The organism is Leptotrichia sp. oral taxon 215 str. W9775 (assembly GCF_000469505.1).
In the GTDB taxonomy this organism is placed as follows: domain Bacteria; phylum Fusobacteriota; class Fusobacteriia; order Fusobacteriales; family Leptotrichiaceae; genus Leptotrichia_A.
Genome location: NZ_KI272836.1, coordinates 68583 through 86018 on the forward strand (window position 1 = coordinate 68583; position 17436 = coordinate 86018).

The window sequence follows — 17436 nt, forward strand, 5'->3', positions numbered from 1 at the left end:
TAGTTTGCCTTCTAACTCAAAATTTTCTTTTTTCATATTTCATTTTTAGTTCTTTTCTGTGAAAAGCCAGACCAACATATATAATTTCATTTATTCCCCTATTTTTTAACTCTACATCATACTGTTTTTCCTTTATCTGATAAAAACCTTCAACAGCATAATTTTCAAGTTCCTTTTCATCCTCAGCAACTTTAAATTCAAATATGTATGCTGGATTTTCTTTATTTTTAGGTTCCAAAATAAGGTCTGCCCTTCCGGTACCTGTTTCTCTTTCTGAAAGTCTGATGTAATCATTTGAAAGTGTTATAAATATTCCAATTAGAAAAATTTTATAATATTTTTCATCCCTGCCTGTATCAAAATAACTTAATGAGGAAAGTATTTCTTCCTCCAGTCCTTCTGCAAATTCTTCTATTTTCCCATCTTTAAGATTTCTAATAATATGTAAAAATTTATCATAATTACCTATAAATTTTTCTATAAATATTTTTCTGAAAAAACTTTGTATTTCTTTGTTTGGCAACCTCAACGGATATTCTTCACCCTGTTTTTCTCCAGCTATTGTAAGATATCCGCTATACAAAAACAGTTCCCATATATCACTTGAGTCAAATTTATATTCCGTATAATCTCTTACTGCCTTATAAATAATCTCTTCATTAAAAAGTTTTTCCAGATTTTCAACAATATGTCTATCACCTTTAGAAAGCAAATCATTTATCATACTGTTTCCTGAAACTCCGATCCAGTACGCTTTCAGTTCTCTTTCATTTAGAAAATTTATAATTGACCATGGGTTGTATACTTCACTTTTTCCAAACTGATATCCGTCATACCATTTTCTTATATCTTGCATTTCATATTCCATATCATAATATTTTACTGCTTCCAGTACTTCCTCTTCAGTAAGTCCATAATATTCTGAATATTTTTCACTGAATATTGTATTTACTTTAAGATTATTCAATCCTGAAAATATTCCTTCCTTTGCAATTCTTAATATTCCTGTCATAATTCCAAATTGAAGATATTCGTTATCCTTCATAACATCTCCATAAAATCTTTTGAAGAAAGAAATCAACTTTTTATAATATTTTTCCTGATATGACTGTATTATTGGAGTATCATATTCATCTATCAGTACCACGACTTTTTTTCTGTCATAATATTTGTAAAGATATCTTGTTAAATTTTTAAGTGAGCTCTTCCAGTCTGCTTTTTCCTTTTTCAACCATATGCTGTCAAATTCTGCCAATTCACTTTGATTTAAAGTTTCCCTCAAAAATTCAAATTCATTATATGTCCTGCTTATAATATTTTTTATTTCAAAATAGCAGTCTTCCCAGTTCTCTTCCTCTATATTCCTGAAACTTATAAATATTACAGGATACTGCCCCTGCTCCTTCATATATTCTTTATTTGAAATAGCTAATCCATCAAATAATTTTTTATTTTCTTCTGTATTTTCTATCCCAAAAAAATACTTCATCATTGACATATTAAGAGTTTTTCCGAATCTTCGTGGCCTTGTAAATAATGTTACCATAGCTCTGTCATCTAAAATATCACCTATCATATCTGTCTTATCAGCATAATAATAATTTTCTTCTATAACTGTCTTAAAATCTGATATACCTATAGGTAGAGGCCTTTTATCTCTCAAATCCATCACCTCTTTTTCTTTCTCAATTTTCATTTCTTTTTTCACTGTTATTTTCATATTTTTTAACATAATCCCACCCCTTATCTGTATTATAAACTAAAACAGACTATTTTACAATTGACTTTAAATACACCAGAAGCCAACATCCCTACCAGCTTCCTCCGCCTCCTCCGCCGGAACCGCCACCGGAACGGCTTCTTCCTCCTGAGAATCCACCGCCACTATGACTTCTTGAAGCCTTGAAATTTTCCTCTGATATTTTTTCATATGCTTTATTGTATTCCCTTGACAATGACCTTGTTAAATCAGAATAATAATACGAAGGCATATGCACTCTGCTGCTTACATAATTACCTGATTCTTCAAAATTATTCAATCTTATTGATTTTTCCATTAATTTTATTGCTTCATTTTTAACTCCAAGTGCTACCGCATATGGCAATATTCCTTTAAAATATTCCACTAATTCATCAACATCATTAAACTTCTGTATTTTATTTTCTTCAGCGGTTTTAATATACATTTTCATACCTTTTAAATATTCCTTTTCCCTAAGCCCTTTATCCGTATATTTTCCAATCACCATAAAATACACTATAAATAAAATCATATAACATAGTGCAAGTATAAACATCTCTACTCCTAATTTTATTGAAAGCATCAATGTTATTATGATTGCTATGGAACACAATATTTTTTTATTCAAAATAATTATAAGATTTGCCAATGAAAAAAATACTGGAAGAAAAAATAATATTATTCTATAACCAAAAAATTGAAAAAAATATTTATTCGTAGGTGCGAAGGTTACAAACAGCAAAATTGGTACTGCCAGAAAAAAAGGTGTTAGAAATATATAGTTCTTTTTGTATGTAACTTTACTATATCTGTCACTTAACAGATTAAGTACCTTGCTTCCTGATTTATATAGACTCCTGTTGTCGCTAAAAATACCATCCTGTCCGGAACTTAATGCCTCCAGCACTATTTTTTCCTCTTCATCCAGTTTTTCCTTTAATGTACCATTTTCATTTTCTACTTTAGTATATTTAACATTTTTTCCGTCTCCTTCTTCATCTTCAGCTTTTATATGGCCTTTTGAAAGGAGGGACATTACTCCGACTGAAAGTATTTCCCTAGGTTCCCTTGTTCCATTTACATATGCCGCATACATGGCAGATATCCCCTTTGGAGTGTTAAATTCCGGAATAATTGCCTTTTTAACAGGATCTTTTCCATAAAATAGCCATGTTACAAAAGAATATATTATTAAAAATAGTAAAACTAGAGGCCCTGTTATAAAAAAGGGATTTATTGTAAACAATATTTTTATTTTATCTAAAATAGATGGCTTTATCTTATCTGTTTTTAAATTTAGAAGAAAAGTCAAGCCTGTATCCGGAGAAAACTCCTCCGTTGATTTAATAATTATTTTTCCATTGTCATCATGCATTTCATAATTATTTTCGCTTTCTCCATAACTTCCTGTGCTTACCTCTATTTTTTCAATCTCATTTTTTTCAATTTTCTGATTATTTTCAAAAGAAATTATTACATCTGCATTTTCAATCGGCACAGTCCAGAACTGACCTATTGCATTATAATAAATCTGATGTATACCTTTATTTTTAGAGATAGCATTATAAACAGTATAGTTAAATTCATATCTGCTGTTTTTTTCTACAGAATTGACATAAGTACTTTCAGAACCTACCCTATATCTTATTCCTTCAAAAAATTTCTTTTTTGTATATTCCTCAGGCTGCCCATTTCTTTTTATAGAATTCATTTTTATAAAGGTTTTATTCATCTCAAAACCTAATTTTTTATAATTTAAAGGTATATCCCTGTAAATTCCATGTTTAAGTTTTTCATCAAATTCATAATCAATTACTTCATTTACTGTCAATGTTCCATTTTTATTAATCTGTATTGAAACTTCATAATTTTTTATCTTTTCAGCATATGCTGATATAAAATTAAATTGAAACATCAAAAAAAGTATGAAGAATATTTTTAAATGATTTATAGTTCTGTTAGCTTTCAAATATTTCATTATGCCTCCCAACAAAATAGAAGTATTATTTTTTGAAAAAAGCCGGTATTTCTACCAGCTTCCTCCACCTCCTCCACCGGAACCGCCGCCAGAGAAGCCTCCACCACTTGAAAAGCCACCTCCACCAAAGCCACCTGAGCCTCCGTTTGCACTTTTCATGTCTTTAAATCTATCTTCCATTATTTGATTATATGCATTATTATATCTTCTTGAAATTTCATTTGCCATAAAATGATTGTTATAGGAATCATAGTAAACCCTTCTGTTTATATCATAATATGTACTTTCATCATAATTATACAGTTTTATTGCCTTCTGCATCAGTTTTATAGCTTCATTTTTCACTCCGAGAGCCACTGCATAAGGTAAAATTCCTTTAAAATATGCTACCAGTTCATCTACATCATTAAATTTCATAATCTGGTTTGCTTCAGCTGTTTTTATGTACATTTTCATTCCATCAAGATATTCTTTATTTCTCATACCTTCATTTGTATATTTTCCTATAAGTCTTGAATAAATGTTATACATAATACAAATTATCAGCATAATAACTAGCCCTGCCATTCCTGTTAAAGCCCCAAAAACTATAGCCGCTAGAAACATTATAAATGTTGAAGACAGTGAATTTACCAAAAAAACCTTCTTTAAAACTGAAAATACAACTGTAATTGAACCAAAACAGATTATTATTACCGGTATGATATATTCCATACTGCCTGATATATTTTCAAATACATCATGCATTCCCATTCCTATTATTAAGACCATTATTATCCCAATAGCAAATGGAAATTTAAATAAATTGTTATCAATATAAATTTTTTTGTTGTATCTCGTTTCCAATGTACTAAGAATTTTTTGTGCGGCTGTGTAAAGTCCCTGTTCATTTTTAAATATACTCTTTTCATTATCTGAAAGAACTGAAAGCAGAGCCTTTTCTTCAGATGAAAGTTCAGGATTTCTTTCAGTATCCTTGGCAAGCCTGTACTTTACATTCTTTCCGTTTCCTTCTGTATCTTCTGCAGTTACATAATCTTTTGAAAGAAGTGACAGCATTCCTATTGTCAGCATTTCCTTCGGATCCCTCACACCCTTTATATATCCTGCATACATAGGAGAAATATCCTTTGGTATGTTAAACTCAGGAATAATAGCCTTTCCTGCCGGATCTCTTCCAAACAGGAACCATGTTATAAATCCGTATATAGCCAGCATTAAAATTATTATAGGCCCTGCTACCACAAGAGGATCAGCATAATAAAGAACTTCCAGTTTATCAAGCCATGTAGGACTTATTCTGTCTGTTTTTAAATTTAACCTGAAACTCAGTCCATTACGTGGTTCAAGAACTCCATTAGTCTCTATTTTTATAATACCGCTTTTCTGAAGTATGGTATAATTTTGCCCTGTTACTCCATATTCCCCCGTATACACTTCCAGCTGCTTAATTTCATTTTCTCCTATAGGCTGGTTATTTTCAAAACTTATGCTCACATCTGCACTTTCTATGGGAACATTCCAGAACTGCCCTATTGGATTGAAATATACCTGATAAATTCCATCCTTTTCAAATACAGCATTATATATTGTGTAGTTAAACTCATATTTATTTATACCTGAATCCACATATCTGTCTGCAGAACCTACCCTGTAACTTACTCCTTCATAGGAAGTATCAGAAGTGTATTCTTCAGGTTCACCATTTCTTTTTACAGAATTCATCTTCACATGGGATTTATAAACATCTGTTCCACTTTTTTGTGACCGCAGAGGTATATCCCTATAAATTCCATGCTTAAGATCATTATCAAATTCATAATCTATTACTTCATTTACTGTCAATGTCCCATTTTTATTAATTTGTATTGAAACATCGTATTTTTTTATTGCCTCAGCGATTAATGAACCGGCATTTAACAAAAACGCCATAAAGATTACAGATAATGTCGTTAAAAATTTCTTCTGTCTTTGTTTTTTCATAAAAAGTCTCCTTTATCTGATAGACTTGTAAAATATTTTTTCTCCGAATAATTTTTTTAATTTATCATTTTTATATATCAAACCTGCTATTTCTTTATCGATATATTCTTTTTCTTTTTCAAATCCTGACAATTCTATAGTTTTATCCATCATGCTGATAGTTTCCTTTTTTATGCTCAGAGCTTCTGAAAATGGTATTATTTCTTTAAAGTATGCTATCATTTCTTCAATATCATCATATTTCTTTGATTCACCACTTTTTATGTATTTTTTCAACCCTTCCAGATGTCTTTTGGCTTCAATTCCTTTTTTTGTATATCTTCCTATATTCTTTAAATAAAAAAGAAATAAAATAACAGTTGATACTACAAATATTGAAGGAAATCCTAAAACAGCTATCATTGATATTAGAAAAGTACACATAGCTATAGTCATAACCAACATTATAGCAATTATTACTATCTTAAGAAATATAAATTTCATTGGCATCATTCTATTCCTGAAACAAATATATGCTATATTGTTTAAAAATATAACCCAAAAGCTGAGCAAAAATATTGATAATGATACAATTGCTTCCCAACCTGCTAATCCAAACAGCAGGCAGTTAAAAAATATCATTATAAATATAAATATTAAAATAAATTCCTTATTTGGTATAAAAAAAGCTTCTTCACGTTTTCCCTGATATCTTTTTTTTAACTTCTCTAAAATTACCGTATTATTTTCAAAAGTATATTCTCTTCCTTTAAATAGCTGACCGTCATTATATTCAATCAGTATTTCGAGAAATTCATCTTCCTCTTTAGAAAGTACTCTTCCCCTGTATCCATAATCTCCTATTTTTTCCATATTGAAAACATACTGGTCTCCGTCTTTTTTATAGCCAGGCTCATTAGAAAAAATTATGTCAAATACGGAATCTTCAACTTTTATAAATCCTTTTTCAATTAGGGAAAGCATACCAATATATACTATTTCCGTTGCATCCTTTATTCCATCTGCCAGGGCTGCCATCATTGGAGAAATATTTTTGGGAATTTCTGACACAGGCTCAATATCTTTAATCCTTCTTTTTCCATACCACTTCCATGTAATGTAACTGTAAAATACCAGTACACCCATCATAACTGCCAATGTTATTATTCCTTCTGTTTTTAAATGATACTTCATACAGTCCTTTCCGTTTTACTATAAAACTTCAAACTGTCCTCTTAATTTTCTAGACACTAGAACTTAACTTCAGGTGCTCTTTCTGCTCCTTCTGAAGCATTGAAAAATTCTGCCTTTTTAAATCCTAAAAATCCACCTATTATATTATTTGGAAAAGTTTCAACAAAAGTGTTTCTATCTCTAGCTGTACCATTGTAATATTTTCTTGAACTTTGAATTTCTGTTTCTATTTGAGACAGCTGTGACTGTAAGCTAAGGAAATTTTCATTTGCCTTAAGGTCAGGATAATTTTCCTGAAGCATCATTATTGATCTTAAAGTTTTTGTCATTTCATTTTCTATTTTCTGTATTTTTTCGATATTGTCAATGTCTTTTGTATCTATTGACATCATCTGGCTTCTAAGTCTTACTACATTTTCCAATGTTTCCTTTTCATGTGTTGCATACCCTTTTACAGTATTTACAAGGTTAGGAATAAGATCCAGTCTTTTCTGAAGATAAACTTCTATTCCGCTCCATCCTTCTTCATTAAGATTTTTCAATTTCACATATTTGTTATAAATTCCTATTGCCATTAAAACTAAAACTGCTAAAATTCCTAAAATAATTACAAACATAATAACATCTCCTTTTTTTATTTAATGTATAAATTTATTCCTATTCTGAATCCTTTGTATATTCTTCCCATCTTTCAAAAATAAAGTCCACTAATTCTTCTTTTCCCGAATTTTTTAAAGCTGATGTGAAAAATACATCTTCATTGTCAAATTGCAACTTTTTCTTTATTTCTTTAAGTTGCTTAAATTTTTCATTGTTTGAAAGCTTGTCTGCCTTTGTAAAAACAATATAATACTCAACATCATAATGTTCCAGCCATTGAAGCATTTCAAGGTCATCCTTTGTCGGAACCCTACGTAAATCAAGCAGTAAAAATACCACCTTTTCCCTGTCTGACTTTAAATATGTTTCTATTGTTTTCCCCCAGTTTCTTTTAACTGCGTCAGGCACCTTCGCAAAACCATATCCCGGAAGATCCACAAAATGAATTTCATTATCAATCATAAAATAGTTTATAAGCTGTGTTCTTCCTGGAGTTTTACTAGTTCTTGCCAAACTTCTCCTATTTGTCAGCGAGTTTATAAGTGAGGATTTCCCAACATTTGACCTTCCTATAAAGGAAAATTCAATTCCATTAAATTCAGGATAGTCCTTTTCCAGAACCGCCGACTTTACAAATTCCGCTTTTTTTATTTCCAAGTTTATCTCCTTTTATTTTTATTTTTTTAAAACCATACTTTAAATTCTTTTCTTGCATCATTCAATGAAGCATCTTCAGGTATAAAATACCATATTCCCTTTATCATTTTTCCATCACCTTTTATTTCGTGCTGTTCAAAATTAGTCTTATTAATCAGAATAGCCGGTAATGCTGAAATTCCTTTAATCGGATTAAATGATATATCCATTTTTTCCTGCATGTAGGAATATACTCCCGGAACATATCCCCATCCTGCCGGAGATACTAATTTCTTTGCTATACTCTGCATTACCTGTCTCTGTCTTTCATCACGCTTGAAGGCGCTGTCTGTCTTTCTATGTCTTGTATATGCCAGTGCTCTTGCACCCTTTATATTATATTTTTCTCCCTCTTTAAATGTTTCATTATCCTGTGTGAATGAATGATTTGCAACTATGTCGACACCACCCATTATATCAGTCAGCGTAATAACATCATCAAATCTGAATACAACACTGTAATTTATTTTTGTATCAAGAAGTTCTTCCACTGCCTTTATTGTACATTCCTTTCCTCCAAAAGCATACGAATGGTTTATTTTATCCACTTTTCCACCTTTTTCGCAAGGAACATCTGTATAAGTATCCCTAGGTATTGAAATCATTTTTATTTTTGCAAGAAGCGGTATAACCTTAATAACTATTATGGCGTCACTTCTTGACCCTTTTATCTGCTGCCATGGTCTTGCATCACTTCCCAGTACAAGAACATTAAAAGGTACACTAAGCCATGCCAGTAATGCAAAAAGTAAAAGTAATATAATATTTTTTATTGTTTTCATGATTTTCTCCTTTTTTTAAGGATGTTTTTCACCCCATTTATCTTTTATTGTCTTTTTTGTTACTAAATTTCTCTTTCCTGTTATTTTCAGATGCTACTTAAATTCCTAACTTCTTTATAAATTTTTCAATTTCCAGATCCAGCATTTCAGAATTTCCGTTATTTTCTATTATGTAGTTAGAAAGTTTACGTTTTTCATCCATGGACATCTGGGCATTTATTATTTCCTGAACTTCCCCTTCACTCCTTCCATCTCTTTTTAAAACCCTTTCAATCTGTGTTTTCCTATCGGCATAGACAAGCACCGTCATGTCAAATTCCTTCTCCAGCTTTACTTCAAAAAGAAGCTGAACTTCCACAAATACAGTCTTGTAATCTTTCCTTAATTCCTTTATCTGCCTTCTCATTTCTTCAATAATGGGAGGATGCATAATAGAGTTTAATACAGCTACCTTTTTTTCATCTTTGAATACTGTTTGCCGTAATTTATTTCTTGAAATACTCTTTTTCCCTGAAATTTCATTCTGTTCTTCCAGAATTTCATTTCCAAAATTTCTGACAAGTTCATCAATTACTTCAGGATATGTTATAACTTCCCTTGATATTATATCAAGATCTATTACCGGATATCCTTTTTCCCTCAGTTTTCTGCTGACTGTACTTTTCCCTGTTCCAATGCCTCCCGTCAATCCTATTACCATAAAAATCCTCTTTTTAGTTCAGTCATTTTAACACAGTATATTTTATATCTTTTCTTTAATCTTTGCAATATTTTTTTGATTTCTTACCTTTTATTTCCTGTATTTTAATCTGCCGGTAAAAATCAAAAAAGGGTACTTTTCATAAGAAAAGTAAAACATAATTTCAATTTTCTGATTTATCAGCTGTAAATTATATTCTCATCGATTCCTACTTAAATATCCCTTTTTTGATTTTTACTATTTCCGAATTTTTACATTTCCTTCATTTCCAGAGCCCTAAGCAGTTTTTTGTTATTAAATGCTTTTCCACCACCTATAACTACTGATTCCAGAGGATTAGTTGCTCTCTTAATCGTAATTTTAACTTCATCTTCTATAAGTTTATCAAGATTTTTTATTAGGGAACCTCCACCCGTAAGGATAATACCGTTGTCAATTACATCTGCCGATAATTCCGGCGGACATTTTTCAAGGACTTCCTTTAAAGCTGATAAAATTTCATTTATAGAATCTTTTATAGCTTCGTAAACCTGATTTGATGTTATTTCAACATTCTTCGGTATTCCAGTTGCCAAGTCTCTTCCTTTTATACTTGAAATTTCATTTTCTGTTTCAGGAACTTTTATTGCTGTTCCCAGTTCAATTTTTACTTCTTCTGCAGTTTTATCCCCTATAAGAAGATTAAATTCCTTTTTTACATATTTTATTATATCTGTATCAAATTTGTTACTTGCGACTCTTATAGATTTACTTGAAATTATTTCATCCATTGAAAGAATTGCAATGTCAGTAGATCCTCCACCGATATCAATAACTGTATTTCCTTCCGGTAATGAAATATTTACTCCTGAACCGACAACTGCAGCCTTTCCTTCTTCAAGAAGATAAATCTTTTTTGCTCCTATGGCAGCATCAAAAATAGCCTTTTTCTCAACACTTGTCATTTCAATTGGAACACATACCATAAGTTCCGGTCTGAATGGAGAACCTCCGTATATCTGTCTAATAAAGGCGCTAAGCATTTCCCTAGTTGCATCAATATCAGAAATTACTCCTTCAGTCAAAGGTCTTATAACTACAGTACTTTCTGCTGTTTTTCCTTCCATTTCCTTAGCTTCTTTTCCAACTGCAACTAATTCACCGGTTTTTCTATTTTTTACAATTACTGATGGCTCGTTTAACACTATTTTATTTTTCTGTTTGTCATAAATTAAAACATTCGATGTCCCCAGATCTATTGCAATACTTTTATTTATCCTGAAAAAATTCAGAAATCTTGTTAATCTTGACATAGCTTTCTCCTTTTATTTACGCAATTATACTTTTAGAAGTTCTTTTTCTTTCTTATCCAGAGCTTCATCTACCGCCGCAACAAATTTGTCAGTCATTTTTTGAACTTTTTCTTCACTTGATTTAAGTTCATCTTCTGTTATTTCACTGTCTTTTTCAAGTTTTCTCAGCTTATTATTAATATCTTTTCTGACATTTCTAATTGCGATTTTTCCTTCTTCAGCCTCTTTTTTTACAAGCTTTACATATTCTTTTCTACGTTCTTCTGTCAATTCAGGTACTGCAAGTCTTATTACCTTACCATCATTTGAAGGGTTGAATCCTAAATTAGCCTGTAATATAGATTTTTCAATTGCAGGTATCAATGATTTATCCCAAGGATCAATTGTAAGCAGTCTGGCTTCAGGCGCAGAAACTGTCCCTACCTGATTTAAAGGCGTTGGTGAACCATATGCTTCTACAGTGACACCGTCAAGCATAGAAACACTTGCTCTTCCTGCTCTAACATGGGAAAATTTTTCTTTTGTACTTTCCAATGATTTTTCCATTCTATTTTGTACTTCCGTTAAAATTGCTTCTAACATTCTACACCACCTTAATTTTTATATTCTTTTTTATTTTAAAAATTTAATTTTTTTATTTTTTACATCATATTTTTTATTTTTTCACAACTACTGTTCCTATATTTTCACCTTGAACCATTTTTAATATATTTCCTTCTTCAAGGGCATTAAAAACAATTATAGGCATATCATTTTCACGGCATAATGATAAAGCTGTCGTGTCCATTACACCAAGATTTTTACTTATGGCTTCATCAAATGTTACAGTGTCATATCTTACTGCATCATCAAATTTCATTGGATCCTTATCATAAATTCCGTCTACTTTTGTTCCTTTTGCAAGTACATCAGCATGAATTTCCACTGCCCTTAATGCTCCACATGAATCAGTTGTGAAATAAGGATTTCCTGTACCACCTGCAAAAATAACTACTCTTTTCTTTTCCAGATGTCTTATAGCCCTTCTTCTTATAAAAGGTTCTGCAACCTGAGGCATCTGAACGGCAGTCAATACTCTTGTAGGAATATCAAGTCTTTCTATTGCATCCTGTAATGCAAGTCCATTCATAATAGTAGCAAGCATTCCCATTGTATCACCAGTTACCCTGTCAAATCCTTCCTGCATTCCACTGACTCCACGGAAGATATTTCCTCCACCGATTACTATGGCAACTTCTACACCTTTATCATGAACTTCCTTTACCTGTCTTGCAAAACTTTGTAAAACATCACTTGAAAATCCAAATTCTTTATTTCCTGCAAGTGCTTCACCACTTAATTTCAATAATATTCTATTATATTTGAGCATAAGTATTCTCCTTCAATATTTTTAAAAAATAAAGGGGTATATCCCCCTTATTTTAATTTCCTGCCATTGCAGCAACTTCTGCAGCGAAGTCTGCTTCTTCTTTTTCTATTCCTTCTCCAACTTTAAATCTGTCGAATGATATTATTGAACTAGGGGCTATGAATTTTTCAATAGTCACGCTGTCATCTCTAACATATTTCTGATTAACAAGACAGTTTTCTTCATAGAATTTTCTCATTTTTCCTTCAAGAATTTTTTCAATTATATTTTCAGGTTTTCCTTCCTGCTGTAATTGATGTCTTGCAATTTCTTTTTCTCTTTCAAGGTCATCTGCTGTAACTTGTTCTGAATTCAAATATTTAGGATCCATAGCTGCTACATGCATTGCAACTCCTTTTGCTTTTTCTACGTTTTCAGGTGTTGCTTCTCCTGAAACATTCAATAATACTCCTATTTTTCCACCTAGGTGAATATATGTTTCTATAAATCCATCAGTTGAAACAAGTTTCAATCTTCTGATGTTCATATTTTCTCCTATTTTAGCTATTAATTCTGTTAAGTTATCTTCTACTTTTTTACCTTCTAATTCAAATGCCTTTAATTCATCTTCACTTGTCAGGTCATGTTCCAATGATAATTGAACTAATTTTTCTCCGAAAGTTTTAAATTCGTCATTTTTAGCAACGAAATCTGTTTCAGAGTTGAATTCTAATATTGCACCTTTTTTTCTGTCAGCTGAAACCGCTGCAAATACTAATCCTTCTGCTGCTACTCTTCCAGATTTTTTAGCTGCTTTAGCAATTCCTTTTTCTCTTAGCCAGTCAATTGCTTTTTCTATGTCTCCGCCATTTTCTTCCAAAGCTTTTTTACAGTCAAGCATTCCTGCTCCTGTTCTTTCTCTTAATTCTTTAATAAGTGCTGTAGTAATTGCCACTTTATTTCCCTCCTAATTCATATTTATTTTTCTATTTTTACAAGAACAGGGGAATGGCTTTATTCCCCTATTATTTTATTATATTTGTTATTATGCTTCTGTTGTTTCTTCAGCAACTTCTTCAATAACTACTTCTTCTACAACTTCTCCGTCTTCAGAAACTTCTGCTTCTACTTCTTCAGAAACAAATCCTTCTACTCCACCGTTTCCTTCAATAACTGCATTTGCAATAACTTGTGAGAATAATTTTATTGATCTGATTGCATCATCGTTTGCAGGTATTTTGTAAGTTACTAATTCAGGATCAACGTTTGTATCGATTAAAGCGATTACAGGAATTCCTAATTTTTTAGCTTCTTCAAGTGCAAGGAATTCTTTTTTAATATCTACAACAAATAATGCTGCAGGTAATTTTTTCATTTCTTTAATTCCACCGATATTTTTTGACAATTTTGCCATTTCTTTTCTTAATAATCCTGCTTCTTTTTTAGTATATGCTGTATCTAAAGTTCCGTCAGCTTCCATTTCTTCAAGTTCTTTTAATCTTTTTACTCTTGTTTTGATTGTGTTTAAGTTAGTTAAAAGCCCACCAAGCCATCTGTGGTTTACATAGAATCCTCCAGCTCTTTCAGCTTCTTCCTTAACTGCATCCTGAGCTTGTTTTTTAGTTCCTACGAATAATACTTTTCCACCTTCTGAAGAGATTTCTCTTACAAATTCATAAGCCTTTTCTGTTGCTGCTAATGTTTGGTGTAGGTCAAGTATGTGGATACCATTTCTTTCTGTAAAGATATAAGGTTTCATTTTTGGGTTCCATCTTTTTGCCTGATGCCCAAAATGTGCTCCTACTTCTAATAATTGTTTCATTGTGATTACTGCCATTGTTTTCCTCCTAATTTTTTTTGGTTTTTTTCTCCCACTTATCTCTGAAAACAGATTATCTTTATTCTTTTTTAGATAACACCCTATTTCCAGATAAAACAAAGTGTGATTAATAATCAATGTATTTTATCATTTTTTATACTACTTGTCAATATTTTACAATTCCCATTTTTTATTAGCATTAAAAAACACGACTTATATTCTAAGCCATGTTTTATATATTTTCATTTTATAATTTTATTTTGTAGCAAGACTTACTGATAATCCAGCTCTTAATTCGTTAACTTCTGTAGTCACTCTCTTATTTTCATTATGTTTGTTGTATTCACTTGCTCTTTGTACTGGTCTATATTTTACATATGGATTTACTGTTACTTTTCCTACTGCAGTATCAAAAGAAGCTTTATATCCTAAATCTGTCCATACAGAGAATGTATTATAGTATCCTGTTACAGCAGTGTATTTTTCCCATTCATTGTCAACTAAAACTTTACCATAGAATCCTTTGAAAGAAGGAGTTGTATAGCTTATTCCAGTATAGTAGTCAATATATACATTTGATTTTGCATCTTTTCCAGTTTCTGCAACTTTTCCTTTTAAATCTCTGAAATGGTGAGTTAATCCGATTGAGTATGATACTTTTCCTGCCGCTCCGTTATAAATATCCTTGTCATGGCTAAAGTCTGCATTGAATCCCCAACCTTCTGCTCTTCCTTTTACAAAATCATTTCCTGAAAGGTGATAATCTCCTGATCCACCTTTTTTAATGTCAGTATATACAGCCTGCAATGTAGCTGAAACATTTTGTCCAAACACTTTAAAGTCAAATGATGGCCCGAAATATATATCATTTGATATTCCAGTTGTTTTCATTGAACCAGCCGGATCTTCTTTTCCTGCTGAATTTAATTTTCTTCTGTTTGTTTCATTATACCATCCTAATGTAGGAGTTACTTCAAATGAACCAAGTTTTACACTTTTACTTAATTCCAAAGTAGTATACCAGTTATCTCTCTTACCATAAGTTCCATTATGAGTGATGCTGTTTCCACTAAATTTATTTTATAGCTTATCGTTATCATTTTTGAAGTTGAAGTAAGCATTTAATCCCCATTCATCATTTAATGAAAGGTTTCCAGAAATAAAGCTTCTTACTCTTGTTCTTGTTCTGTTGTTCTTTTTGAATCCTTCGTTTCCAATTCCGTTTGCATCTTTTCCATCTCTGTCTTGCCATGATTGTCTAACTTCTGTACTGAATTTTATATCCTTCAGCACATCCTGATCAGCTGAAGCAATTCCTGAAACTGCAACCATTAATGCTAATAATCCTAAAATCTTTTCATAATGACCTCCAAAATTTATCTTTATTATATTTATAACATTTATATATACATATATACAACTTATTAAAAAATACAAAAACATATAATATTTTAATAATATAGTTTTACCAAATTTTTTTTAATTTGTCAAGTCATTTTCAAAGTTTTTAAAAATTTTTTTCAAAGTATAGGAAAACTTGTGAATTTATTTTCTTATTTTTCTAGAATTTTTTTGTTTTTTTTAATACAAAAAAAGAGAGAAATTTCTTTCTCTCTTTTAATAATTTATTTAAACTATTTAACTGTTAACCCAACACCTAATCCAGCTCTTACTTCGTTAAATTCAGAAGTTACTTTTTTGTCATCATCATGTTTGTTGTAAACAGTTTCTCTGTGAAGTGGTCTGTATTTTACAAATGGATTTACTGTAACAGTTCCTACTGGAGTGTCAAATCCTACTTTGTATCCTGCATTAGTCCACAATGAGAAGTTATTTGTGTAACCAGTTACTGCAGTATGTTTTTCCCATTCATTTTCAACATTAAGTTGTCCATAGAATCCTGCTACTGAAGGAGTAGTATAAGTAGCTCCTACAATGTAATCTAAGTAAACACTTGATTTAGCTTCTTTACCAGTTGCAGATAATTTTCCTTCACCATCTCTTAAGTGGTTATATAATTCTACATAGTATCCTAATTTTCCAGCATTGTTATCAAAGATTTTTCCATCAGTTAAGAAATCAGCGTTAAATCCGTATCCTTCAGTTTTTCTTCTTTCGAATTCTTTTCCTGAATAAGCATAATCTGCATCTTTTCCACCATTAGAGTTGAAATAAACTGCTTGTAATGTAGTAGAAATGTTTTGTCCTAATACGCTTATTCCAAAAGTTGGCCCGAAGTAGATTTCATTTGATTGTCCTACTGTATGGTAGCTTCCTTGAGTTCCATTTGTTTTAGCTCTTGATGATTTATGAGTCCATCCTAAAGCTGTAGTAGTTTCAACTGGTCCGATTTTTACAGGTTTTGCTAATTCAAAGTTAGTTTCCCATCCTTCAGCTCTTTTTGTTGAACCGTAAACTGGATTTGTAGCTGTTCCACCAACAACATCACGATAATTGTCATTGTCATGTTGAACTTTAAATTTAGCATCTAAATTCCATTCATCTACTAATTTTAATTCTCCTTTTACAACATTTCTCCATCTAGTTCTTGCTCTGTTGTCTTTCTTGAAACCTTCGTTTCCAATTCCGTTTGCTTTTCCTTCTCCAGTTCCAGTTTTGTCTGTCCATCCTTGTCTTATTTCAGTAGTTGCGTTAATGCTTTTCAAATAGTCTTGATCAGCAGAAGCAATACCAGAAACAGCAACTGTTAATGCTAATAATCCTAACAATTTTTTCATAACTTTTCCTCCTAAAATTTCTTTGTTTTAAATTTTTTATTCTAACAACCTAGGTATATTCTAACATAATATAAAACTTTTGTAAAGTCTTTTAATAAAAACTAAATTTATCTGTTTAAAGTTGCCAGAATTTTTGTTATATTTTACATTCTAATTATACTACACTTTCCAAAAAATAAAAGACTTTTTCTATATTTTTCTATATATTTTTTCTATTATATGATTTTTAATTATATATATTATATATAATAGAATATATTTAATTAAATTCATCGTAATTTACATCTTTTATCTGTTTGTCAGCATTTTTATTTTTACTTTTTGGAGCTTTCAATGTAGTTCCAACTCCCACACTAACTGGACCTATTGGAATTCCCACTCCAATTCCTATTCCTGTGCAAGATGATAAAGTAAAAATCATAAGAACAGTTAAAATTATCTTCTTTAATCTATTCAAAATATATTCTCCTTCGAAAATAATAGTGTGATTATAACTAAATTATGTAACTTTAATTATAATCAACACTATTCATTATTATATTTAGTTTTTATTACTACTTAACGATAGTTGCAACAACTCCAGAAG

17 protein-coding genes are annotated in these 17436 nt (G+C 30.9%); all 17 read right to left on the bottom strand.

What is annotated here, in order from left to right:
• Positions 1–16: 16 nt before the first annotated feature.
• Positions 17–1732 carry an AAA family ATPase gene (locus HMPREF1984_RS03335; protein ID WP_021766485.1) on the bottom strand — a complete coding sequence of 572 codons (1716 nt, stop codon included), beginning with the start codon at positions 1730–1732 and terminating at the stop codon, positions 17–19.
• A gap of 79 nt (positions 1733–1811) precedes the next feature.
• Positions 1812–3719 (bottom strand): DUF2207 domain-containing protein, encoded by a 1908-nt coding sequence (locus HMPREF1984_RS03340; RefSeq protein ID WP_021766486.1) that lies wholly within the window; start codon positions 3717–3719, stop codon positions 1812–1814.
• A gap of 51 nt (positions 3720–3770) precedes the next feature.
• On the bottom strand, positions 3771–5702 hold the full coding sequence (locus tag HMPREF1984_RS03345) for a DUF2207 domain-containing protein (RefSeq protein ID WP_021766487.1): 1932 nt from the start codon (positions 5700–5702) through the stop codon (positions 3771–3773).
• 12 nt (positions 5703–5714) lie between these two features.
• Positions 5715–6875 carry a DUF2207 domain-containing protein gene (locus HMPREF1984_RS03350; protein ID WP_021766488.1) on the bottom strand — a complete coding sequence of 387 codons (1161 nt, stop codon included), beginning with the start codon at positions 6873–6875 and terminating at the stop codon, positions 5715–5717.
• A gap of 56 nt (positions 6876–6931) precedes the next feature.
• Positions 6932–7492 carry a LemA family protein gene (locus HMPREF1984_RS03355; protein WP_021766489.1) on the bottom strand — a complete coding sequence of 187 codons (561 nt, stop codon included), beginning with the start codon at positions 7490–7492 and terminating at the stop codon, positions 6932–6934.
• A 40-nt stretch (positions 7493–7532) separates the two neighbouring features.
• Positions 7533–8132: a ribosome biogenesis GTP-binding protein YihA/YsxC gene (gene yihA / locus HMPREF1984_RS03360; RefSeq protein ID WP_021766490.1), complete on the bottom strand. Its 600-nt coding sequence runs from the start codon at positions 8130–8132 to the stop codon at positions 7533–7535.
• 26 nt (positions 8133–8158) lie between these two features.
• Entirely contained in the window at positions 8159–8953 is a 795-nt protein-coding gene (locus HMPREF1984_RS03365; protein ID WP_021766491.1) for an LCP family protein, read from the bottom strand.
• 97 nt (positions 8954–9050) lie between these two features.
• Complete coding sequence (gene coaE, locus HMPREF1984_RS03370; protein WP_021766492.1) at positions 9051–9653, bottom strand: dephospho-CoA kinase; 603 nt, start codon at positions 9651–9653, stop codon at positions 9051–9053.
• Positions 9654–9904: 251 nt separating this feature from the next.
• Complete coding sequence (locus HMPREF1984_RS03375) at positions 9905–10945, bottom strand: rod shape-determining protein (RefSeq protein ID WP_021766493.1); 1041 nt, start codon at positions 10943–10945, stop codon at positions 9905–9907.
• Positions 10946–10969: 24 nt separating this feature from the next.
• Positions 10970–11527 (bottom strand): ribosome recycling factor, encoded by a 558-nt coding sequence (gene frr / locus HMPREF1984_RS03380; protein WP_021766494.1) that lies wholly within the window; start codon positions 11525–11527, stop codon positions 10970–10972.
• Between the two features lie 73 nt (positions 11528–11600).
• A complete protein-coding gene (gene pyrH / locus HMPREF1984_RS03385) occupies positions 11601–12314 on the bottom strand; it encodes a UMP kinase (protein ID WP_021766495.1) in 714 nt (237 codons plus the stop codon).
• Between the two features lie 52 nt (positions 12315–12366).
• Positions 12367–13248, bottom strand: coding sequence for a translation elongation factor Ts (gene tsf, locus HMPREF1984_RS03390; RefSeq protein ID WP_021766496.1), 882 nt, complete (start codon positions 13246–13248; stop codon positions 12367–12369).
• A 90-nt stretch (positions 13249–13338) separates the two neighbouring features.
• The gene (rpsB, locus tag HMPREF1984_RS03395; protein ID WP_036099603.1) at positions 13339–14130 is read right to left on the bottom strand and encodes a 30S ribosomal protein S2; all 792 of its coding nucleotides are present in this window, start codon (positions 14128–14130) and stop codon (positions 13339–13341) included.
• Positions 14131–14367: 237 nt separating this feature from the next.
• Positions 14368–15123, bottom strand: coding sequence for a hypothetical protein (locus HMPREF1984_RS03400; protein ID WP_021766498.1), 756 nt, complete (start codon positions 15121–15123; stop codon positions 14368–14370).
• 69 nt (positions 15124–15192) lie between these two features.
• Positions 15193–15444 carry a hypothetical protein gene (locus HMPREF1984_RS11605; protein WP_051314446.1) on the bottom strand — a complete coding sequence of 84 codons (252 nt, stop codon included), beginning with the start codon at positions 15442–15444 and terminating at the stop codon, positions 15193–15195.
• Between the two features lie 302 nt (positions 15445–15746).
• Positions 15747–16850 (bottom strand): hypothetical protein, encoded by a 1104-nt coding sequence (locus tag HMPREF1984_RS03405; RefSeq protein ID WP_021766500.1) that lies wholly within the window; start codon positions 16848–16850, stop codon positions 15747–15749.
• A 259-nt stretch (positions 16851–17109) separates the two neighbouring features.
• Complete coding sequence (locus HMPREF1984_RS03410) at positions 17110–17307, bottom strand: hypothetical protein (RefSeq protein ID WP_036099605.1); 198 nt, start codon at positions 17305–17307, stop codon at positions 17110–17112.
• Positions 17308–17436: the final 129 nt, after the last annotated feature.

Excerpts from the sequence above, each read along its gene's own strand:
- HMPREF1984_RS03335 (WP_021766485.1), bottom strand. The coding sequence starts at position 1,732 with ATGTTAAAAAATATGAAAATAACAGTGAAAAAAGAAATGAAAATTGAG.
- HMPREF1984_RS03340 (WP_021766486.1), bottom strand. The coding sequence starts at position 3,719 with ATGAAATATTTGAAAGCTAACAGAACTATAAATCATTTAAAAATATTC.
- HMPREF1984_RS03345 (WP_021766487.1), bottom strand. The coding sequence starts at position 5,702 with ATGAAAAAACAAAGACAGAAGAAATTTTTAACGACATTATCTGTAATC.
- HMPREF1984_RS03350 (WP_021766488.1), bottom strand. The coding sequence starts at position 6,875 with ATGAAGTATCATTTAAAAACAGAAGGAATAATAACATTGGCAGTTATG.
- HMPREF1984_RS03355 (WP_021766489.1), bottom strand. The coding sequence starts at position 7,492 with ATGTTTGTAATTATTTTAGGAATTTTAGCAGTTTTAGTTTTAATGGCA.
- HMPREF1984_RS03365 (WP_021766491.1), bottom strand. The coding sequence starts at position 8,953 with ATGAAAACAATAAAAAATATTATATTACTTTTACTTTTTGCATTACTG.
- coaE (WP_021766492.1), bottom strand. The coding sequence starts at position 9,653 with ATGGTAATAGGATTGACGGGAGGCATTGGAACAGGGAAAAGTACAGTC.
- HMPREF1984_RS03375 (WP_021766493.1), bottom strand. The coding sequence starts at position 10,945 with ATGTCAAGATTAACAAGATTTCTGAATTTTTTCAGGATAAATAAAAGT.
- frr (WP_021766494.1), bottom strand. The coding sequence starts at position 11,527 with ATGTTAGAAGCAATTTTAACGGAAGTACAAAATAGAATGGAAAAATCA.
- pyrH (WP_021766495.1), bottom strand. The coding sequence starts at position 12,314 with ATGCTCAAATATAATAGAATATTATTGAAATTAAGTGGTGAAGCACTT.
- rpsB (WP_036099603.1), bottom strand. The coding sequence starts at position 14,130 with ATGGCAGTAATCACAATGAAACAATTATTAGAAGTAGGAGCACATTTT.
- HMPREF1984_RS11605 (WP_051314446.1), bottom strand. The coding sequence starts at position 15,444 with ATGGTTGCAGTTTCAGGAATTGCTTCAGCTGATCAGGATGTGCTGAAG.
- HMPREF1984_RS03405 (WP_021766500.1), bottom strand. The coding sequence starts at position 16,850 with ATGAAAAAATTGTTAGGATTATTAGCATTAACAGTTGCTGTTTCTGGT.